The organism is Sphingobium vermicomposti, from assembly GCF_011762025.1.
Lineage (GTDB): Bacteria > Pseudomonadota > Alphaproteobacteria > Sphingomonadales > Sphingomonadaceae > Sphingobium > Sphingobium vermicomposti.
The window spans coordinates 180,728-196,119 of the sequence record NZ_JAASQR010000001.1 but is presented as its reverse complement, the minus strand read 5'-3'; the positions used below and the strand labels follow the sequence as shown (position 1 = coordinate 196,119).

Annotated in this window: 17 protein-coding genes; 7 read left to right on the top strand and 10 right to left on the bottom strand. The window is 63.9% G+C overall.

Going from position 1 to position 15,392, the window contains the following annotated elements:
• Positions 1–3 precede the first annotated feature (3 nt).
• The 4 genes from FHS54_RS01045 to FHS54_RS01030 all read left to right on the top strand — a co-directional run bounded on the left by FHS54_RS01045 (position 4) and on the right by FHS54_RS01030 (position 2,882).
• Complete coding sequence (locus tag FHS54_RS01045; RefSeq protein WP_167301933.1) at positions 4–1,122, top strand: NAD(P) transhydrogenase subunit alpha; 1,119 nt, start codon at positions 4–6, stop codon at positions 1,120–1,122.
• Positions 1,123–1,194: 72 nt separating this feature from the next.
• A complete protein-coding gene (locus tag FHS54_RS01040) occupies positions 1,195–1,464 on the top strand; it encodes an NADP transhydrogenase subunit alpha (protein ID WP_167301932.1) in 270 nt (89 codons plus the stop codon).
• The gene (locus tag FHS54_RS01035; protein WP_167301931.1) at positions 1,461–2,132 is read left to right on the top strand and encodes an NAD(P)(+) transhydrogenase (Re/Si-specific) subunit beta; all 672 of its coding nucleotides are present in this window, start codon (positions 1,461–1,463) and stop codon (positions 2,130–2,132) included. Before FHS54_RS01040 ends, FHS54_RS01035 begins: the two co-directional genes overlap by 4 nt.
• A 57-nt stretch (positions 2,133–2,189) precedes the next feature.
• A complete protein-coding gene (locus FHS54_RS01030; RefSeq protein WP_167301930.1) occupies positions 2,190–2,882 on the top strand; it encodes an aspartate/glutamate racemase family protein in 693 nt (230 codons plus the stop codon).
• Positions 2,883–2,948: 66 nt separating this feature from the next.
• Here FHS54_RS01030 and FHS54_RS01025 read toward each other — a convergent pair whose 3' ends face one another.
• Genes FHS54_RS01025 through FHS54_RS00995 form a run of 7 tightly spaced genes read right to left on the bottom strand, consistent with a single transcriptional unit; the run spans position 2,949 to position 9,999 of the window.
• Complete coding sequence (locus FHS54_RS01025; RefSeq protein ID WP_167301929.1) at positions 2,949–3,941, bottom strand: type II secretion system F family protein; 993 nt, start codon at positions 3,939–3,941, stop codon at positions 2,949–2,951.
• Between the two features lie 16 nt (positions 3,942–3,957).
• Positions 3,958–4,956, bottom strand: a complete 999-nt coding sequence (locus FHS54_RS01020) for a type II secretion system F family protein (protein WP_167301928.1) — start codon at positions 4,954–4,956, stop codon at positions 3,958–3,960.
• A 33-nt stretch (positions 4,957–4,989) separates the two neighbouring features.
• Entirely contained in the window at positions 4,990–6,273 is a 1,284-nt protein-coding gene (locus tag FHS54_RS01015; RefSeq protein WP_167301927.1) for a pilus assembly protein CpaE, read from the bottom strand.
• 1 nt (position 6,274) lies between these two features.
• Complete coding sequence (locus FHS54_RS01010) at positions 6,275–6,931, bottom strand: CpaD family pilus assembly protein (RefSeq protein WP_243855546.1); 657 nt, start codon at positions 6,929–6,931, stop codon at positions 6,275–6,277.
• Between the two features lie 23 nt (positions 6,932–6,954).
• Positions 6,955–8,466, bottom strand: a complete 1,512-nt coding sequence (locus FHS54_RS01005; protein ID WP_167301926.1) for a type II and III secretion system protein family protein — start codon at positions 8,464–8,466, stop codon at positions 6,955–6,957.
• 1 nt (position 8,467) lies between these two features.
• Positions 8,468–9,475, bottom strand: coding sequence for a Flp pilus assembly protein CpaB (cpaB, locus tag FHS54_RS01000; protein WP_167301925.1), 1,008 nt, complete (start codon positions 9,473–9,475; stop codon positions 8,468–8,470).
• Between the two features lie 50 nt (positions 9,476–9,525).
• Positions 9,526–9,999 carry an A24 family peptidase gene (locus tag FHS54_RS00995; RefSeq protein WP_167301924.1) on the bottom strand — a complete coding sequence of 158 codons (474 nt, stop codon included), beginning with the start codon at positions 9,997–9,999 and terminating at the stop codon, positions 9,526–9,528.
• A gap of 42 nt (positions 10,000–10,041) precedes the next feature.
• Here FHS54_RS00995 and FHS54_RS00990 point away from each other — a divergent pair, with 42 nt between their 5' ends.
• Both FHS54_RS00990 and FHS54_RS00985 read left to right on the top strand, forming a co-directional pair.
• Positions 10,042–11,007 carry an alpha/beta fold hydrolase gene (locus FHS54_RS00990; protein WP_208404713.1) on the top strand — a complete coding sequence of 322 codons (966 nt, stop codon included), beginning with the start codon at positions 10,042–10,044 and terminating at the stop codon, positions 11,005–11,007.
• A complete protein-coding gene (locus tag FHS54_RS00985) occupies positions 11,004–12,107 on the top strand; it encodes an NAD(P)/FAD-dependent oxidoreductase (protein ID WP_167301922.1) in 1,104 nt (367 codons plus the stop codon). Before FHS54_RS00990 ends, FHS54_RS00985 begins: the two co-directional genes overlap by 4 nt.
• A 4-nt stretch (positions 12,108–12,111) precedes the next feature.
• On the opposite strand, the gene rnhA is transcribed toward FHS54_RS00985, so the two are convergent.
• From rnhA to ispH, 3 genes are read right to left on the bottom strand one after another with little or no spacing between them, the layout of a single operon-like run.
• On the bottom strand, positions 12,112–12,594 hold the full coding sequence (rnhA, locus tag FHS54_RS00980; protein WP_167301921.1) for a ribonuclease HI: 483 nt from the start codon (positions 12,592–12,594) through the stop codon (positions 12,112–12,114).
• A gap of 11 nt (positions 12,595–12,605) precedes the next feature.
• A complete protein-coding gene (gene thrB, locus FHS54_RS00975; protein WP_167301920.1) occupies positions 12,606–13,583 on the bottom strand; it encodes a homoserine kinase in 978 nt (325 codons plus the stop codon).
• 3 nt (positions 13,584–13,586) lie between these two features.
• Positions 13,587–14,549, bottom strand: coding sequence for a 4-hydroxy-3-methylbut-2-enyl diphosphate reductase (gene ispH, locus FHS54_RS00970; RefSeq protein ID WP_167301919.1), 963 nt, complete (start codon positions 14,547–14,549; stop codon positions 13,587–13,589).
• Between the two features lie 194 nt (positions 14,550–14,743).
• Here ispH and FHS54_RS00965 point away from each other — a divergent pair, with 194 nt between their 5' ends.
• Positions 14,744–15,352: a hypothetical protein gene (locus FHS54_RS00965; protein WP_167302642.1), complete on the top strand. Its 609-nt coding sequence runs from the start codon at positions 14,744–14,746 to the stop codon at positions 15,350–15,352.
• Positions 15,353–15,392: the final 40 nt, after the last annotated feature.

Below are 15,392 nucleotides of genomic sequence, written 5' to 3'. Positions count from 1 at the left end.
CCAATGAAAATAGCCATTATCAGGGAACTCGCGCAGGGCGAGCGTCGCGTTGCGGGCACACCGGAAACGGTGAAGAAGTTCAAGGCGCTGGGAGCCGATGTCGCGGTCGAAGCAGGGGCTGGCCTGACCGCCGATGTCGCCGACGCGGATTATGCCGCCATGGGCGCGGCCCTGGGCGATCGCGCCGCCACGGTAGCGGGCGCGGATATCATCCTGGGCGTCCAGGGTCCTGACGTGGCCAGCATCACAGGTGCCAAGCCGGGTGCGTGGATCGTCGCCGGTCTCAATCCCTTTGTCGAGCGCGCGCGCGTCGATGCCTATGCGGCAGCGGGCTATGAAGCGTTGGCGATGGAGTTCATGCCACGCATCACCCGTGCGCAATCGATGGACATACTTTCATCCCAGTCGAACCTGGCCGGATATAAGGCGGTGTTGGACGCGGCGGCGGAATATGGCCGCGCCTTTCCGATGATGATGACGGCGGCGGGCACCATCTCGCCCGCGCGCGCTTTCATCATGGGCGTGGGCGTTGCGGGCCTTCAGGCGATTGCCACGGCCAAGCGGCTCGGCGCGCAGGTGTCGGCCACCGACGTCCGCTCCGCGACCAAGGAACAGATTGAAAGCCTGGGCGCGAAGGCGATCTTCGTCGAAAGCGTTGCGGGGATAGAGGGCGAGGGCAAGGGCGGCTATGCCACCGAAATGTCCGAGGAGTATCAAAAGGCGCAGGCCGATCTGGTGTCCAGCCACATAGCCAAGCAGGACATCGTCATCACCACGGCTCTGATCCCCGGCAAACCCGCTCCGCGCCTCATCACCGATGCGCAGATTGCGTCGATGAAGCCGGGCAGCGTCATCGTCGACCTCGCCGTCGAGCAGGGCGGCAATGTCGAAGGCGCGGTTCTGGGCCAGGTAGTGGAGCGTCATGGGGTCAAGATCGTGGGTCACAAAAATGTGCCCTCGCGCCTCGCCGCCGACGCGTCGGCCCTGTTTGCGCGCAATCTCTACAACTTCCTGTCCGCCTTCTGGAACAAGGACCAGAATGCGCCCGTGCTGGATGAAGAGATCGGCAATGCCGTCCGTATCACCCAGGGCGGCAAGGTCGTCAGCGAACGGCTGCTTTAATCCCTTGTCAGGCTCTCTCTCAGTGGGGGAGGGAGAGCCGACGGGCACAGGTGATCTGGAGGCCGGGGACGGATGAACGCTTTCCTGGTCATTCCATTCGCCCTGGCCTGCATTGTCGGCGGGTTCGCGGCAATCCGCATCCAGCGCAAAGATGGGTTCGCGCTCGCCGCAATCATCCTGATCCTGTGTTCTGGCGGCCTTGCCGGGGCGCTCATCGTTGCGGCCGAAGCGGGGAGCGTCGCTGCGCGCTACCTCGGCCTGATCGCGGTGCTGTTTGCCAGCGCGGTGCTGCCGGGCGCGATCATTGCCATTCGCCGCTGCGGTAGAGGGGGGCGGCCGTGAGCGGCGGGGTGGACGCCGTCCTTGTCGCATGGGCGCTGTCGTCCCTGCTGTTCGTCCTGTCCCTGTGGAAATATGAAGCAGAGGCCAGCCAACGGCGATTGCATGCCGCTGGTGTCGGCGTGCTGCTGCTTGCCGCGGCTGGGATCTACAGTGCGGATATCGTCAACCTGCCGGAAATCGCGGGCACTTTGCTCATCGGTGCATCGCTGGGGCTGGTGCTGGCGCGTGGATGGCGACCGCAGGCGCTGCCGACGTTGCTGACGGCGTTTTGCGGAGCCATCGGCTTGTCCATGCTCTGCGCGGCGCTTGCCGCCTATCTCAACCCCAATGCCTTTGGCATCATGCCCGCGCGGGGCGATGGCGTTACAGGGGGAGCGCTGCTGCTGGTCGGCGTTACGGCGGCGACCGGCGCGCTGGCGTGGGTAGTGGCCATGGTCGCCATGTTCGCGGGCCGGGGCGGGCCGGGCGATCAGGCGAGGCGGATCAGGCTGCTGGCGATGGCTGGCGGCCTGGCTGGCTGTTCGGTGACGGCTCTGGCCTTTCTGCTCCAGCATGCGGGGCTGGTCGTGGCCGGGGGACTCGCTGGTACGTCAGGGCTGGTGCTTTGGGCGCGCCTTCGTTGGGGTGCGGGCGGGAAGGGACTTGCCCCAGCGCGGCGGCGTGCCTAACGCTTGAGCGGCGGCGGAGGGGAAGCTTCCGGTCGATGCTTTGGGGTAAGGCGTTACATGAAAAAACTGGGTCTGATCGGCGGTCTTAGCTGGACGTCCACCGCGCGCTATTACCAGATCATCAATCAGGCCGTAAATCGCGCCAAGGGCGGGCAGCATGGCGCGCCCTTGCTGATCGAAAGCCTGGATTTCGCCGATATAGGCCGGTCGACCACGGACGAGGAATGGGCCCATGCGGGCGATGTTCTCACGGCCTCCGCGCGGCGGCTGGAACAGGCAGGCGCTGCTGGTCTGCTGATCTGCGCCAACAGCATGCATCGCGTCTATGACGAGGTGCAAGCGGGCGTCGATATTCCCATCATCAACATTGCCGACGTGGTCGGTCGCCAGATGAAAGCCGACGGGATCAGGAAAGCGGCGCTGATCGGGACGCGCAACGTCATGACCGAAGGCTTTTATCGCAAGCGGCTGGTGTCGCACGGCATTTCGCTCTTGCCGCCCGATCTGGAGCTGGCGGAGCGGATCGACCGCATTGTCTATGAGGAACTGACCCTGGGCAAGGTGAGCCGCAATTCCGAACGCTATATGAAATCGGAACTGACCGACATCGCGAAGGAAGATGTGCAGGCGGCCATCCTAGCCTGCACCGAATTGGAAATGATCGTCGATGTCCGTGCCAATGTCCTGCCGATCTACGATGGCACGGCCATTCATGCGCGGGCGGGCGTCGACTTCATCCTGGCCGATTGAAGCGTTGAACGCGGTGAAGGGGCCGCTCGCAAGCGCCCCCTTCCGTCCTCTCCTGTTATTCTGCTTTTAGAAGGCAGTGCTGATCGAACAGGCCGCCGGTCCCAGGATAACGACGAACAAGGTCGGCAGGATGAACAGGATCAGCGGCACGGTCATGATTGCGGGCAGGCGCGCTGCCTTTTCTTCGGCACGCATCATCCGTTCGTGACGGAATTCCGCCGATAGCACGCGCAGCGCCGAAGCGAGCGGGGTGCCGTATTTTTCGGTCTGGATCATGGTGGTCACCACGCCCTTGATCGCTTCCACCTTCACGCGCGTGGCCAGATTTTCAAACGCCATGCGCCGTTCGGTCAGGAAGGACAGTTCGATGGCGGTCAGCTGGAACTCATCGCCCAGCTCTGGATAAGCCTTGCCCAATTCCCGCGCCACGCGGCTAAAGGCAGCGTCCACGGTCAGGCCCGCTTCCGCGCAGATCACCAGCAGGTCGAGCGCGTCGGGAATCCCCTTGCGGATGGCCGCTGCGCGTTTCTGGATCTTGTTGTCGATGAAAAGATCAGGGGCCTTGTAGGACAACAGCAGCGCCACGGCGAAGGCCATGAACCGTTTTCCACCACCCCAATCCGGGAAAGCCTCGAAGCCATAGATCATCAGCGCGGCGGTTCCGCCGATGACGATGGGCAGCACCATCCGGCCGAAGATGATGGCAACGGCCCAGTCCTTGGATCGAATGCCGGCCTGTGCCAGGCGGATTTGCGCGTCCTTCAACTGGTCGTCCTGCAGCACCTTGAGGCTGGACAGGAATGACCGCATCTGGTCGGTCGTATGGTTCTTCTTGACCAGTTTCGCGCGGCGGCGGGCGGTCGACGCGGTGATGCCGGCCTTCAACTGTTCACGCCGTTCGTTGAGCGCCTTGACCCGTTTCGCCATCGGATCGCGCACCGTCGTCACTGCATAGAGCGCGAACAGGGTGGCAAGGGTGGCGAGCGCGGCGAGCAGCGTGCCGAAATCGGTAGCGGTCATGCCGAACAACGTGCCGCCGGGGACGGGAGCGGATTCCATGATTATGTCCTTCCCATCAAATTTCGAAGCTGATCATTTGCGCCATGATGAAGGCGCCAATGGCCATCCAGCACATGCCGCCGATGCCGATGACCTGCATCAGCGACAGGCCGAACAAGCCCGCCGGGTCCGGCGTGAAGAACGGCGACATATAGCCGTAGTTGATGTAGCAGATCATGCCGAACACCAGGAACGGCAGCGCTCCGATGATGTAGGCAGAAGCCTTGGATTCCGACGACATGGCGCGGATCTTGAGCTTCATCTGCGAACGTTGGCGCAGCACCGTCGCCAGGTTGGCGAGCGTTTCCGCCAGGTTGCCGCCGGTTTCCCGCTGGATGGTAAGGCTGATGACGAAAAACTGAAACTCCGGCGTGTCCAGGCGGTCGGCGGTTTCCTGCATTGCCTGATCCATCGTCTTGCCGATCTTGATGCGTTCGGTGATCAGCTTGAATTCCTCGCCCACCGGGCCTGGAACTTCGGATGCGACGACGCTCAGCGTTTCGGAGATCGGCAGGCCGGAACGCAGACCGCGCGTCATAAGCTCAAGCGCGTCGGGGAATTTGCTGGTGAAACGAAGCACCCGCTTGGTGATCAGGCGACCGACCCAAATATGCGGCAAGCCAAGCCCTGCCGCCAGACTGAGCATCACCGCCAGAAGGGGCGGGTAGCCACGCAGCAGCATCAGCGCGCAAAGCACCAGCGCAATGATGGCGCAGGTGGTCATATAGTTGTTGAGCGTCCACTTCTTGCCCGTCGCCTTCAAACGCTTGGTCAGGTTTTCCGGGTTCGGGACGAGCGACGTCAGCATCTTCATTTCGGCACCGGTCTGGCGGTTGGAAATCGCCTTGCGCATGCGCGTTTCCAGGATCGCGTCGTGTGAGCCGCTGTGCCGGGCCCGGATAAGGTCGACGCGACGCCTGCTCGCCTGGTTGGCCGACGGCCCGGAAATGGCCATGGCGACCATCCCGAAAAGGGCTGTCAGCAGCATCAAGAGCAGGAAGAAATTGCCGTCCATGTGATCGCCCGTTCCGTGAGGGGGGAGTGCTGCTTAGTTCCGCGCCGCCGCCTTATCCTTGCGACGGGCAGGGATGCGGGATTTGAGGCTCGCAATCTTGCCAAGCAGGGAGTCGCCCTTCTTTGTCGCCTTGCCGTCGCCTTCATCCTCTTCGGCCGCGCCGATGACCGCTTCCAGCAGGCTGAAGCAGGCGGCGCCTACCTTGTTGCCCTTTGCGGTTTCCGCCAGCGTCTTGCCCAGCTTGGCAGATTGGGCGGCGATGCGCAGATCGAACGGGATCAGGATGTCGATCTTGCGTTCGATCGACGCCTCGAAATCCTTGCGGCTGATTTCCGGTACGCCGGGGTGGACGCGGTTGGCGACGACCAGCACCCGCGACTGTGGAGCGTTGCTCTTGAGCCATGAAAGGACGCGGATCGAATCGCGTGCCGCTGCCAGCGTCAACTCGGTGACGACCACCGTGATATTGGCGTCGCCCATAAGGTGCGGGTGCTGGATCAGCATATTGCGCGGCAAGTCGATGACGGTGCATTCGAAAGCGGAACGGAATTCTTCCAGCAGCTGGTAGAAAGCGCCGCCGTCCGTCATCATCGGCTGATTGATCGGTGCTTCGGCCGACAGGATCGCGAGCGTTTCGCTGGCGCGGACCATGGCGCGTTCGATGAACAGGCCGTCGATACGGCTGGGATTTTCGATCGCGTCGGTCAGGCCGCGACCCGGTTCCAGGTCCATGGCGAGCGCCGCGGTGCCGAAATGAACGTCCAGGTCCAGCAGGGCGGTCGGACGCTGATGCTTGGTGCTGAGCAGCCAGGCGAGCGAGGTCGCGATGCTGGAAGCACCTACGCCACCCCGCGTGCCTATGACGGCGGTGGTGATGTGACTATGTTCGGGTGCGGCATCGCGCGGTGCAAAGAACACCGCCTGCGCCTGCGCCAGCGCGTCACGCAGCTGGTCCGCGCCAAATGGCTTCAACAGATAATCCTGTATGCCGCTGGCCAGCAGATCGCGGTAAAGGCGCACGTCGTTGACCTGGCCGGCGGCGATCACCACCGTTCCGGGTTCACAGACTTCGGCAAGGCTGTTGATGTCGTTGAGCGGGTCGCCGCTTTCGGACATGTCGACGAACAGGATTTGCGGACTCGCGGTGACGGACAGGCTCTGCACTGCATTGCGCATGCCGCCCTTGTTCACCTTTTCAGGGGCCCATCCCATTTCGGAGACGATGACCGATAGCAGGTCGTGGCTGTGATCGTCGCATACGAAGGCGTGGAAGGGATCACGCTGGCCGGTCATTCCGGGTTTCCAAGGCGCGTTCATCTCAATTGCCTCCATATTGGGATTTAAGGTCGCCCGATCCGGTCGGGGCCTTGTCGCGATAGGTGGAAATCGCACGGTTCGACGTCGCCGTGCGCAGGTCGCTGTCTGTGCTCTGGCCACGAACCAGATCTTCGGGGTCAGCGATCATCGCGGCCAGGTTGCCGTTCACGCCGCACCCGAAATTGGCCGACGTGCCCATTTGCATGCTGCTTTCGGCCTTGTCCGACCAGTCGGGACAGCCGGGCACGCTCGCACTTGCGCGGCGCACGATCAGGCGGACGCTGCCGTCCGGGGCCTGGCCAGCCGCGGCAGAGCTGTCTTCGCCGATCAACATGCCCCGGCGTCCCAGGACATCGGCAATGCCTTCGCGCAGGGACGGGCTGTAATAGGCACCGTCGGTGACCAGTGCGACCTTGTCGCCATAGCCAAGGCCGATTGACGCGAGCCAGCCCTGCAGGCGGACGGCTTCGCTCGTCGTAAGGCCGCCATCGGGACCCGCCTGCACGTCATAGGTAAAGGCGGTGTGGCTGACGACCGGCTGGTGAACCGATTCGAGGCCGCGATTGTCATGCTGGCAGGCGGCGAGCGGCAGGGCCAGCAGCGCAAGCGCGCTGATGCGCAGCATCGTCCGGGACGCAGAGATAGTGGATGACATCATGATCATGTCCTTCGTCCTTCGGATCAGAAGCTGAAGCCGGGAGCGGCGTTCGACTTGGCCTGCCGCTTACCGTCGTTTCGCGCGGCCACGGCGGGCATCGACGATGACGCTTGCGGGCCGGGCGGTGGGATCTGCTCGGCGGGGCCACGGCTGGGCATGGGCGCGCGGGCGCCGCTGACGCCGTCGTGACCCTGCTGAAGGAACAGGCCCTGTCCCTGGTTGGCGTTGCGGAAGCCATCGGTCGGCAGGCGCACGTCGGACGCGTTGATCGGCTTTACGAGGTAAGGCGTGACGACGATGACCAGTTCCGTCTCGTTACGCTGAAACGAGCGCGACTTGAACAGGCTACCCAGGATGGGGATGTTGCCCAGGCCCGGAACCTTGTTGACCGAATTGCCCGTGTCGTTGCTGAGCAAGCCTGCGATCATGAAGGCCTGACCGGAGCCGAGTTCTACCGTCGTTTCCGCGGTGCGCGTCTTCAAGGCCGGAACATTGAGGTCGACCGAGAAGTCGAGGCTCGACACTGTCGGGCGCACGCGCAGGGAAATGCGGCCGTCCGCCAGAACCGTCGGCGTGAAGGCAAGCTGCACGCCATATTGCTTCCATTCCAGGCTGTTGCCTTGTGTGCCGTTGGTGACGGTGTAAGGGAATTCGCCACCGGCCAGGAAGCTCGCGGTTTCGCCCGAAAGCGAGGTCAGGTTTGGCTGAGCCAGCGTTGTGGACAGGCCCGCTGATTCGGCCAGGTCGAGCACTGCGGCAACGTCCATGCCCAGGATGCTGGCGACGCCGCCTAGGGTGTAGCTACCGTCGACAGGGTTGATAAACGTCCCCCCCCCGCCTGCGTCGAAGGTGACCGCATTGCGCGTACCGCCGCCGATATTACCTACGAACTTGCCGATGCCGGGATCGCGCGAAGCGAAGTTCGTGCCGATCTTGTGGCCGACATCGCGGCTGACTTCGGCGATCTTCACCTGCAGGTTGACCTGCAGCGGCGTGGCGGTGCGCAGGCGACTGACCACGGTCACATCCTTGCCGACGAAGGCCTGTGTCAGGCGCTCGGCTTCTGCCGCGTCTTCAGGCGCGGCGATCGTGCCGGTCAACAGGACCATGCCGTTCATCTTGTTCACCGCGATGTTCGCATTGGGCATGGCCAAGTCCAGCATGTCGTCGATGCTGGTCAGGTTGTTGCCCACCCGCACCGTGCCGGAAAACAGCACCTTGCCATTGGTCGCCGTCACGAAGACGGTTGTTTCACCCGGCTTCTTGGCGATCAGGTAAAGCTGGTTCTGGGCGCGGACATGGACGTCCACGACTTCGGGGTCGGCGATCACCACGTCGGACATTTTCGCCGACAGGTTGACTACCCGGCTGCCACCCACCGACATCAGGATCGCATTGTCCTGCATCGCAGCGGGAGCGGCGTTGAGTGCGGCGGTCGGCGTGGCGGCCATGGCGACCGCCAGGCCCAGCGCGATGGCGGGGCCGACGAGCGGTTTGACCGCCGCCTTGCCCGCGTGAAGGTGGAAACGCTTCATCTTACTTCCCCCCGACCGGAACTTCGGTCACATTGGTGCCGCGAGCGATGCGGATGACAGGGCCGTTCAGGGCGACTGTGCCGGTCCCCGATCCCCCGGCGGGTACGGCTGACCCTTGCAACGGCTTGGCGGGGACGTTGCTGCGCTGATAGCGCGACACGTCGGCGCCGGTGGAAAAGGTGCCGCCCCGGTCGATGGGACGCGCCGCCAATTTGGCGATGATCGTCTTTTCGGCTTGCTGGCTGGCACCGTCGGGCAAGTCGACGTCGGCACCGGCTATGGCGGCGTCCAACTCCGACGGATTATCCGCCAGCGAACGCAGCGACAGCGACAGCGAACCGATGGTCTGCGCAACCGCGATCTTTTCGGCGATCTTGGGCGTTACTTCCAGCGTGACGTTGGAATAGGTCTGGACGACCGGCTTGCCGTCGTCGCCCATGGCGTCCATGCGCTGATCGGTGGCCAGCACGCGCAGGTTGCGCAGGATCGTTTCGGAAACCTTGAGCGGATCGCCTTCGCCCCCGCCGCTGACGCTCTGCGTCAGCACCAGGTCGATGCGATCGCCTGGGAAGACAAATCCGGCGACGGAATTCTGCGCGGACACCGGCACCGTCACGGCGCGCATGCCCGGCCCAAGAGCCGCGGCCAGAAAGCCGCGCTCGCCCGGCTTGATCACCGAACCCAGTGTCATCGGCTGGCCTGCGGAAATGGCGGTGCGAATGACGCTGCCGATCAGCTTGGCCGGATCAGCTTCCCCACGGATATAATAGGCCTGTTCGACCAAATCCTTGGGCCAGGGCTGAAAGCGGAAGCTTTCCGCATTCAGGATCGAGCCTACCGGCAGCGCCCTGGTGGCGACCAGCACATGGGGCTGGTTTGCTTCCACGGGCATCGCTGATGCACCCGCCTGGGGCGCACCCGACGAACTCAGCATGTTGCGCGCTAGAAGGGCCGTCGTGACCGCTATGATAAGCGCTCCGACCAGCAGAACGATTTTCTTGGCGTCCATGATGAAATTCATCTCCCTCAATCAGGCGAGTTCCGCCTGAACCGTCATGATTACGCAAATTGGTTAAGATATCGTTCGCCAATCAGCCACAAAGCCGCCACAGATATTGCGACGCCATAAGGTATTTGTGGTTGGCCCAGCCGCCGGGTTACGCGATGGTGGACGACCGTGACGATCGTGACCACGCCGCCCAGGATCGCCATGACCATCAGCATCGACAACAGGGGCTGCCACGGGAACCAGAGTGCGAGCGCCCCCAGCATCTTTACGTCACCCCCGCCCATGCACCCAAAGGCGAACAGGACAGCGAAGATCGCGAATACCGACAGCGCCAGGATGAGCTGCACGGTCATGCCGGGCCAGAGCGGCAGGTCATTGGCAAGCCACCACAGAGGTGCCATCACCGCGATGAAAAGGTTCAGCCTATTGGAGATAATCCGCGAGCGCAGATCCGTTATGGATGCAGCGATCAGCAGCAGCGCCAGGGCGCACAGCAGCGCCAGCTTGAAATATTCCCCCGTCATGACTCTAATCTTCTAGACCGGATGGCTTACCAAACCGTAACCATGCGCTCCATGGATTCGCCCCTATTCGCTCCCCCGGCCTTTGACCGTCGCGCCTGGCCGATGAACGGGCGGCTGGATTTCTGGCACGCGCCCGACGGCTGGCCGTTGCGGCGCTATCGTTTGGGGGACGGGGAGCGCGGACGGATGCTCGTGCTGGGCGGACGCGGCGACATGATCGAGAAATATCTCGAAGTGATCCACCATTGGGCGGAACAGGGGTGGGCGGTCACGGCCTTCGATTGGCGTGGGCAGGGCGGATCGGGTCGGCTGACCGGCGACCCACTTTGCGGCCATATCAAAGATTTCGGCCAATGGATCGGCGATCTTCGCAGCTTCGCCACGGACTGGCGCGCCGAAGGCGATGGTCCCGCCGTGGTCGTCGCGCATAGCATGGGCGGCCATTTGCTGCTGCGCGCGCTGGCCGAAGGGATGCCAGCGCCTGACGCCGCCGTCACTGTGGCACCGATGATGGGCGTTCATGCGGGCCTGTTACCGCCCTGGCTGGCGCGATTCATCGCCAGGACGATGTGCGCGCTGGGCTTTGAGGCGCGGCAGGCCTGGACCCAGAAGGAAGAATCCAGCTGGCAACGCGCCGCCCGGCAAAAGCGGCTGACCCATGACCCCGATCGCTATGCCGATGAACTGTGGTGGCGCGATCATAGCCGCGACATCGCGCTGGGACCGCCCAGCTGGCGGTGGGTTGCGCAGGCACTGGAATCGACCCGGTCGCTGGAGCGGGGCGATGCGCTCGACCGGATCGCCGTGCCGTTGCTGATCCTTGCCGCGCGCCACGACCGCCTGGTTTCCACGCCGGCGATCCAGCGCGTAGCCCGGCGCATTCCGGGCGCGCGCCTGCATGTCTATGGGCGCGACGCGGCGCATGAGATATTGCGGGAGCGCGATCATGTGCGAATGGACGCGCTACAACGGATCGACGCCTTTTTTGACGAGGCCGCTCCCGCATGAGCCGATTCGACATCGTCATTGCCGGCGGCGGCATTGCCGGGGCTAGCCTGGGCGCGCAGCTGGCGGAACACGGCTCCGTCCTGATCCTGGAGCAGGAGCCGAGCGCGGGCTACCACGCCACTGGCCGTTCAGTGGCGTTTTGGGAGGAGACCTATGGCGGTCGCCTCGTCCAGCCGCTGACGACGGCCTCGGGACCGATGCTGCGCTTTCCCGACCCGGATTTCGCCGACGGGTCCTTCCTGTCACCGCGCCAGACCCTCCATATCGGTCGCGCGTCCGGCACGCGTGCGCGCGACCAGTTGGAGGACGAATTTGTCGACCGCGTCGTCTTGCGCCGGGTCGATCCCGCCGCTCTGGTGCCCGGACTGCGGCCTGAATGGACCATCGGCGTGCTGGAACCGGACGTGTGCGACATCGATGTCGCGGCGTTGCATCAGGCCTATCTGCACCGCTTTCGTGGATTGGGCGGTGAACTACGCACGGCATGCCGCCTTGAAAGCGCTGTCAGCGACGGGGCAGGTTGGCGGATCAGCACCGGGCAGGGCGATGTCCATTGCGGCCTGCTGGTCAACGCGGCGGGGGCCTGGGCCGACCATGTCGCGCAATTGAGTGGCGTCGCGCCCATCGGCATCACGCCGCTTCGACGCACGGTGGTGCAACTGCGCGTGCCGTCGCTTCCGTCGCCAGCATTGCCTCTGGTCATGGACCTGCAATCGCAATTCTACTTCCGACCAGAAGGGCGGGACCGCATCTGGCTGACCCCGCATGACGAAGAACCGTCGCCGCCCTGCGACGCCGCGCCCGAAGAACTGGCGGTGGCGCAGGCGATTGCCCGTTTCCAGCAGGTGGTGGACTGGCCGATCGAAGCGGTCGAGCGCAGATGGGCCGGGCTACGCAGCTTCGCGCCCGACCGCGCGCCGGTCTATGGCTTCGACCCCGCCCGCCCGAATTTCTTCTGGTTCGCGGGACAGGGCGGCTTCGGCATCCAGACCGCGCCTGCCGCAGCGTTGCTGGCAGCCAGCCTGGTGACGGGCGATTCGCAGCCTTCATCCATCGCTGCTCTGGACCCGGCCCTGTATGATCCGGCCCGGCTGCGCTGAAATTTCAGGCGGCGCGGAAATGTTCGGCAGCGGCGCAAGCGAGTTGATCGGCCCGTTCATTTTCCGGGTGTCCGGCATGGCCCTTAACCCACTGCCACGCAACCTTGTGACGCGCCTGTGCGGCGACCAGCGCCTGCCATAGATCGCCATTCTTGACCGGCTTGCGGTCGGCGGTGCGCCAGCCATTTTTTTGCCAGCCGAAAACCCATTTCGTGATGCCGTCCAGCACATATTTGCTGTCGGTATAGACCGTCACGGTGCACGGCCGCTTGAGCGCGTTCAGCGCCTCGATCACCGCCATCATTTCCATGCGGTTATTGGTGGTCTGACCTTCGCCGCCGGAAATTTCCTTCTCGGTGGAGCCAGAGCGCAACACCGCGCCCCAGCCGCCGGGGCCAGGGTTGCCCTTGCACGCACCGTCGGTGAAGATTTCGACTTTGGAAGGGGTGCTCGCCGCGCTCTCTTGCGAAGGTGGGGGGGCGGGCATCTCGTCCGCCATCATATGTCCAGCAATTCCGCCGGAGTCGCCTTCGCGTAGAAGTCCAGACGCCGCAGATAGGCGAGCGGGTCCTTGCGCGTCACCAGCGCGTCGGGCGGCGTGTTGATCCAGTCATAGGCGCGGGTCAGCAGGAAACGCAGCGCCGCGCCCCGGCACAGAATGGGAAAGGCTGTCCGCTCGGCAGCCGACAGTCCGTGCGCCGCTTCATAGCCCGCGATCATCGCGCGCGACCGATCGCCGAACCATGTCGCGCCGTCATTGCTGAAACACCAGGCGCTGTGCGTCACCGCCAGATCATAGGCGCGGATGTCGGTGCAGCTGAAATAGAAGTCGATCAGGCCCGTGACCTCATCGCCCAGCATCAGCACATTGTCCGGGAAAAGGTCGGCATGAATGACCGCGCGGGGAAGGTCGGTCGGCCAGTGGGCGTCGAGGAAGGCGAGCTCATCAGCGACGCGCCGATGAAGGCCGGGCGCGATATCGTCGAAATGCTCACCGCACTTGTCGGCCAGGTCGTGCCAGCCCGGCAGGTCCAGCGCGTTGCGGCGTTCGCCCGCAAAACCTTCCGCAGCCTTGTGCAACTGTCCTAGCGCCGCGCCTGCCGCGCGCGCTTGCCCGGCGGTCGGCTCAGTCACGGAAATGCCGGTCAGAAACTCGATTAGGCAGGCCGGGCGACCACTCAGCTGCTGCAGGCGCTTGCCGTCGCGGTCGGCGATAAAGCGCGGCACCAGGCAGCCCCGCTCCCCCAGATGGTCGAGCAGGTCCATGAAGAAGGGCAGATCGGCCTCATCCACGCGCTTTTCGTAAAGCGTCAATATGTAGCGATGACCGTGGCCATCGGCACCAGTGGTTTCCAGCAGATAATTGCTGTTTTCCACCCCTTCGGCGATGCCCTTGGCCGATACCAGCCGACCGGCGTCATAGCGGGTGAGGAAGGCGTCGATATCCTCTGCCGGAACATGCGTATAAACGGCCATGGTCTAGGCAGGCTCCAGTCCGCGCGGCAGCTTGAAGGCGATATTTTCGCGCGCGGTTTCCACTTCTTCCTCATCCACCTCAAATTGTGTGCGCAACTGGTCGATCACCTCGCGCACCAGTATTTCCGGGGCCGACGCGCCTGCGGTCAGCCCCAATGTCCTGACATCGCGCAGCCAGTCGAAATCGATTTCGTCGGCGCGCTGGATCAGGCGCGCTGGCGTGCCCTCCCGCTCGGCGACTTCGACCAGCCGGACAGAGTTGGAACTGTTGGGCGCGCCGATCACATAGACCGCTTCGCAGGCTGACGCGATTGCCTTGACCGCCGATTGGCGATTGGACGTTGCGTAGCAAATATCTTCGCCCTTGGGCGCGTGAACGGCGGGGAATCGACGTTGCAGGGTCGCGACGATTGCCGCCGTATCGTCCACCGAAAGCGTCGTCTGCGTCAGGAACGCCAGATTGTCGGGATCGGCGGGGGTGAAGCGCTCGGCATCCTCGACCGTTTCGATCAGCGTCATGTGGCCGGCGTCCACCTGGCCGAAGGTTCCGATCACCTCCGGGTGGCCCCGATGCCCGATGAACAGGATGTGGCGGCCTGCTTCCACCTGCCGCTCCGCCTGGCGATGCACTTTGCTGACCAATGGGCATGTGGCGTCCAGATAATCGAGGCCGCGCTCTTCCGCCTTGGCCGGAACCGCCTTTGGCACGCCGTGGGCAGAAAAGACCACCGGCACGCCGTCGGGCACCTGGTCCAGTTCTTCGACAAAGATCGCACCCTTTGCCCGCAGATTGTCGACGACATATTTATTGTGGACGATTTCATGCCGGACATAGACGGGCGCGCCATATTTTTCGATCGCCCGTTCGACGATGACGATGGCGCGGTCGACGCCTGCGCAAAAGCCGCGCGGCGCGGCGATGAGCAGCTTCAGGTGCGGGCGGCCGGACTTCGAAGGGGCGGTCATGTCTGCCGCTTAGGCCAATGTCGCGCTGGAAGAAAGGGGGGGAGGGGCAGCAAGGGGCTGTGCACTTCTTTCGGTCGCGCACTTTGGGCTGCGTATTCCTTTCGGTTGCGCACCGGGCGGGCTGCGGATAAGAAGCCCCACGCCTTTTCCCCAAGGATTATCTCGTGACCTTTTCTCGAATTGCGCTGACCGGAATGCTGGCCCTGGCTCTTGGAGCCTGTTCGCAACGGGGAGAGATTGATTCCACTGGCGGCATCGTGGCGGTGCGTTCGGCCTGCCCGGCGGCGGCGATTCCTGCCCAGACCGGCGACATCACGCTGTTCAATCCGGCTGGACGCACCGACGCGGCGGCAATCGACGTAGTGGCGAACATTACCGATCTGCGGTCGACCTGTTCGGAAGGCGCGCAATTTTACAGCGAGGCGACGTTCACCGTAAACGCCCGCCGCAGCGACGCCAGTGTCGCTCGTCAGGTCACGCTGCCCTATTTTTCCGCCGTGGTCCGTGGCGGCAACGCCGTTGTGGCCAAGCGCGTTGGTCAGGTGGTGCTGGATTTCCCCGCTGGCCAGTATCGCGCCAGCACGACGGCCAAGGCCGGTTCCCATGTGGACCGCGCGGCCGCTACCTTGCCTGAGGACATCCAGCGCAAAATCACGCAGAAGCGCAAGGCGGGCGATGAAGATGCGGCGATCGACCCGTTTTCCCAGCCCGACGTCCGCGCGGCGCTGCAACGCACCAGTTTTGAATTGCTCGTGGGTTTCAACCTGAACCAGGACCAACTCCGATATAACGCGACCCGTTAAAGCCAGCCATTCACCCGTTCGGGCTGAGCGTGTCGAAGCC

What these genes read in the sequence shown, in the direction of transcription:
- FHS54_RS01005 (WP_167301926.1), bottom strand. Translation starts at nt 8,466, where the DNA reads ATGAAGCGTTTCCACCTTCACGCGGGCAAGGCGGCGGTCAAACCGCTC.
- ispH (WP_167301919.1), bottom strand. Translation starts at nt 14,549, where the DNA reads ATGACCGCCCCTTCGAAGTCCGGCCGCCCGCACCTGAAGCTGCTCATC.
- FHS54_RS01045 (WP_167301933.1), top strand. Translation starts at nt 4, where the DNA reads ATGAAAATAGCCATTATCAGGGAACTCGCGCAGGGCGAGCGTCGCGTT.
- rnhA (WP_167301921.1), bottom strand. Translation starts at nt 12,594, where the DNA reads ATGCCCGCCCCCCCACCTTCGCAAGAGAGCGCGGCGAGCACCCCTTCC.
- FHS54_RS01040 (WP_167301932.1), top strand. Translation starts at nt 1,195, where the DNA reads ATGAACGCTTTCCTGGTCATTCCATTCGCCCTGGCCTGCATTGTCGGC.
- FHS54_RS01020 (WP_167301928.1), bottom strand. Translation starts at nt 4,956, where the DNA reads ATGGACGGCAATTTCTTCCTGCTCTTGATGCTGCTGACAGCCCTTTTC.
- FHS54_RS00995 (WP_167301924.1), bottom strand. Translation starts at nt 9,999, where the DNA reads ATGACGGGGGAATATTTCAAGCTGGCGCTGCTGTGCGCCCTGGCGCTG.
- FHS54_RS00990 (WP_208404713.1), top strand. Translation starts at nt 10,042, where the DNA reads ATGCGCTCCATGGATTCGCCCCTATTCGCTCCCCCGGCCTTTGACCGT.
- FHS54_RS01015 (WP_167301927.1), bottom strand. Translation starts at nt 6,273, where the DNA reads ATGAACGCGCCTTGGAAACCCGGAATGACCGGCCAGCGTGATCCCTTC.
- FHS54_RS01010 (WP_243855546.1), bottom strand. Translation starts at nt 6,931, where the DNA reads ATGATGTCATCCACTATCTCTGCGTCCCGGACGATGCTGCGCATCAGC.
- FHS54_RS01030 (WP_167301930.1), top strand. Translation starts at nt 2,190, where the DNA reads ATGAAAAAACTGGGTCTGATCGGCGGTCTTAGCTGGACGTCCACCGCG.
- thrB (WP_167301920.1), bottom strand. Translation starts at nt 13,583, where the DNA reads ATGGCCGTTTATACGCATGTTCCGGCAGAGGATATCGACGCCTTCCTC.
- FHS54_RS00985 (WP_167301922.1), top strand. Translation starts at nt 11,004, where the DNA reads ATGAGCCGATTCGACATCGTCATTGCCGGCGGCGGCATTGCCGGGGCT.
- FHS54_RS00965 (WP_167302642.1), top strand. Translation starts at nt 14,744, where the DNA reads ATGCTGGCCCTGGCTCTTGGAGCCTGTTCGCAACGGGGAGAGATTGAT.
- FHS54_RS01025 (WP_167301929.1), bottom strand. Translation starts at nt 3,941, where the DNA reads ATGGAATCCGCTCCCGTCCCCGGCGGCACGTTGTTCGGCATGACCGCT.
- cpaB (WP_167301925.1), bottom strand. Translation starts at nt 9,475, where the DNA reads ATGGACGCCAAGAAAATCGTTCTGCTGGTCGGAGCGCTTATCATAGCG.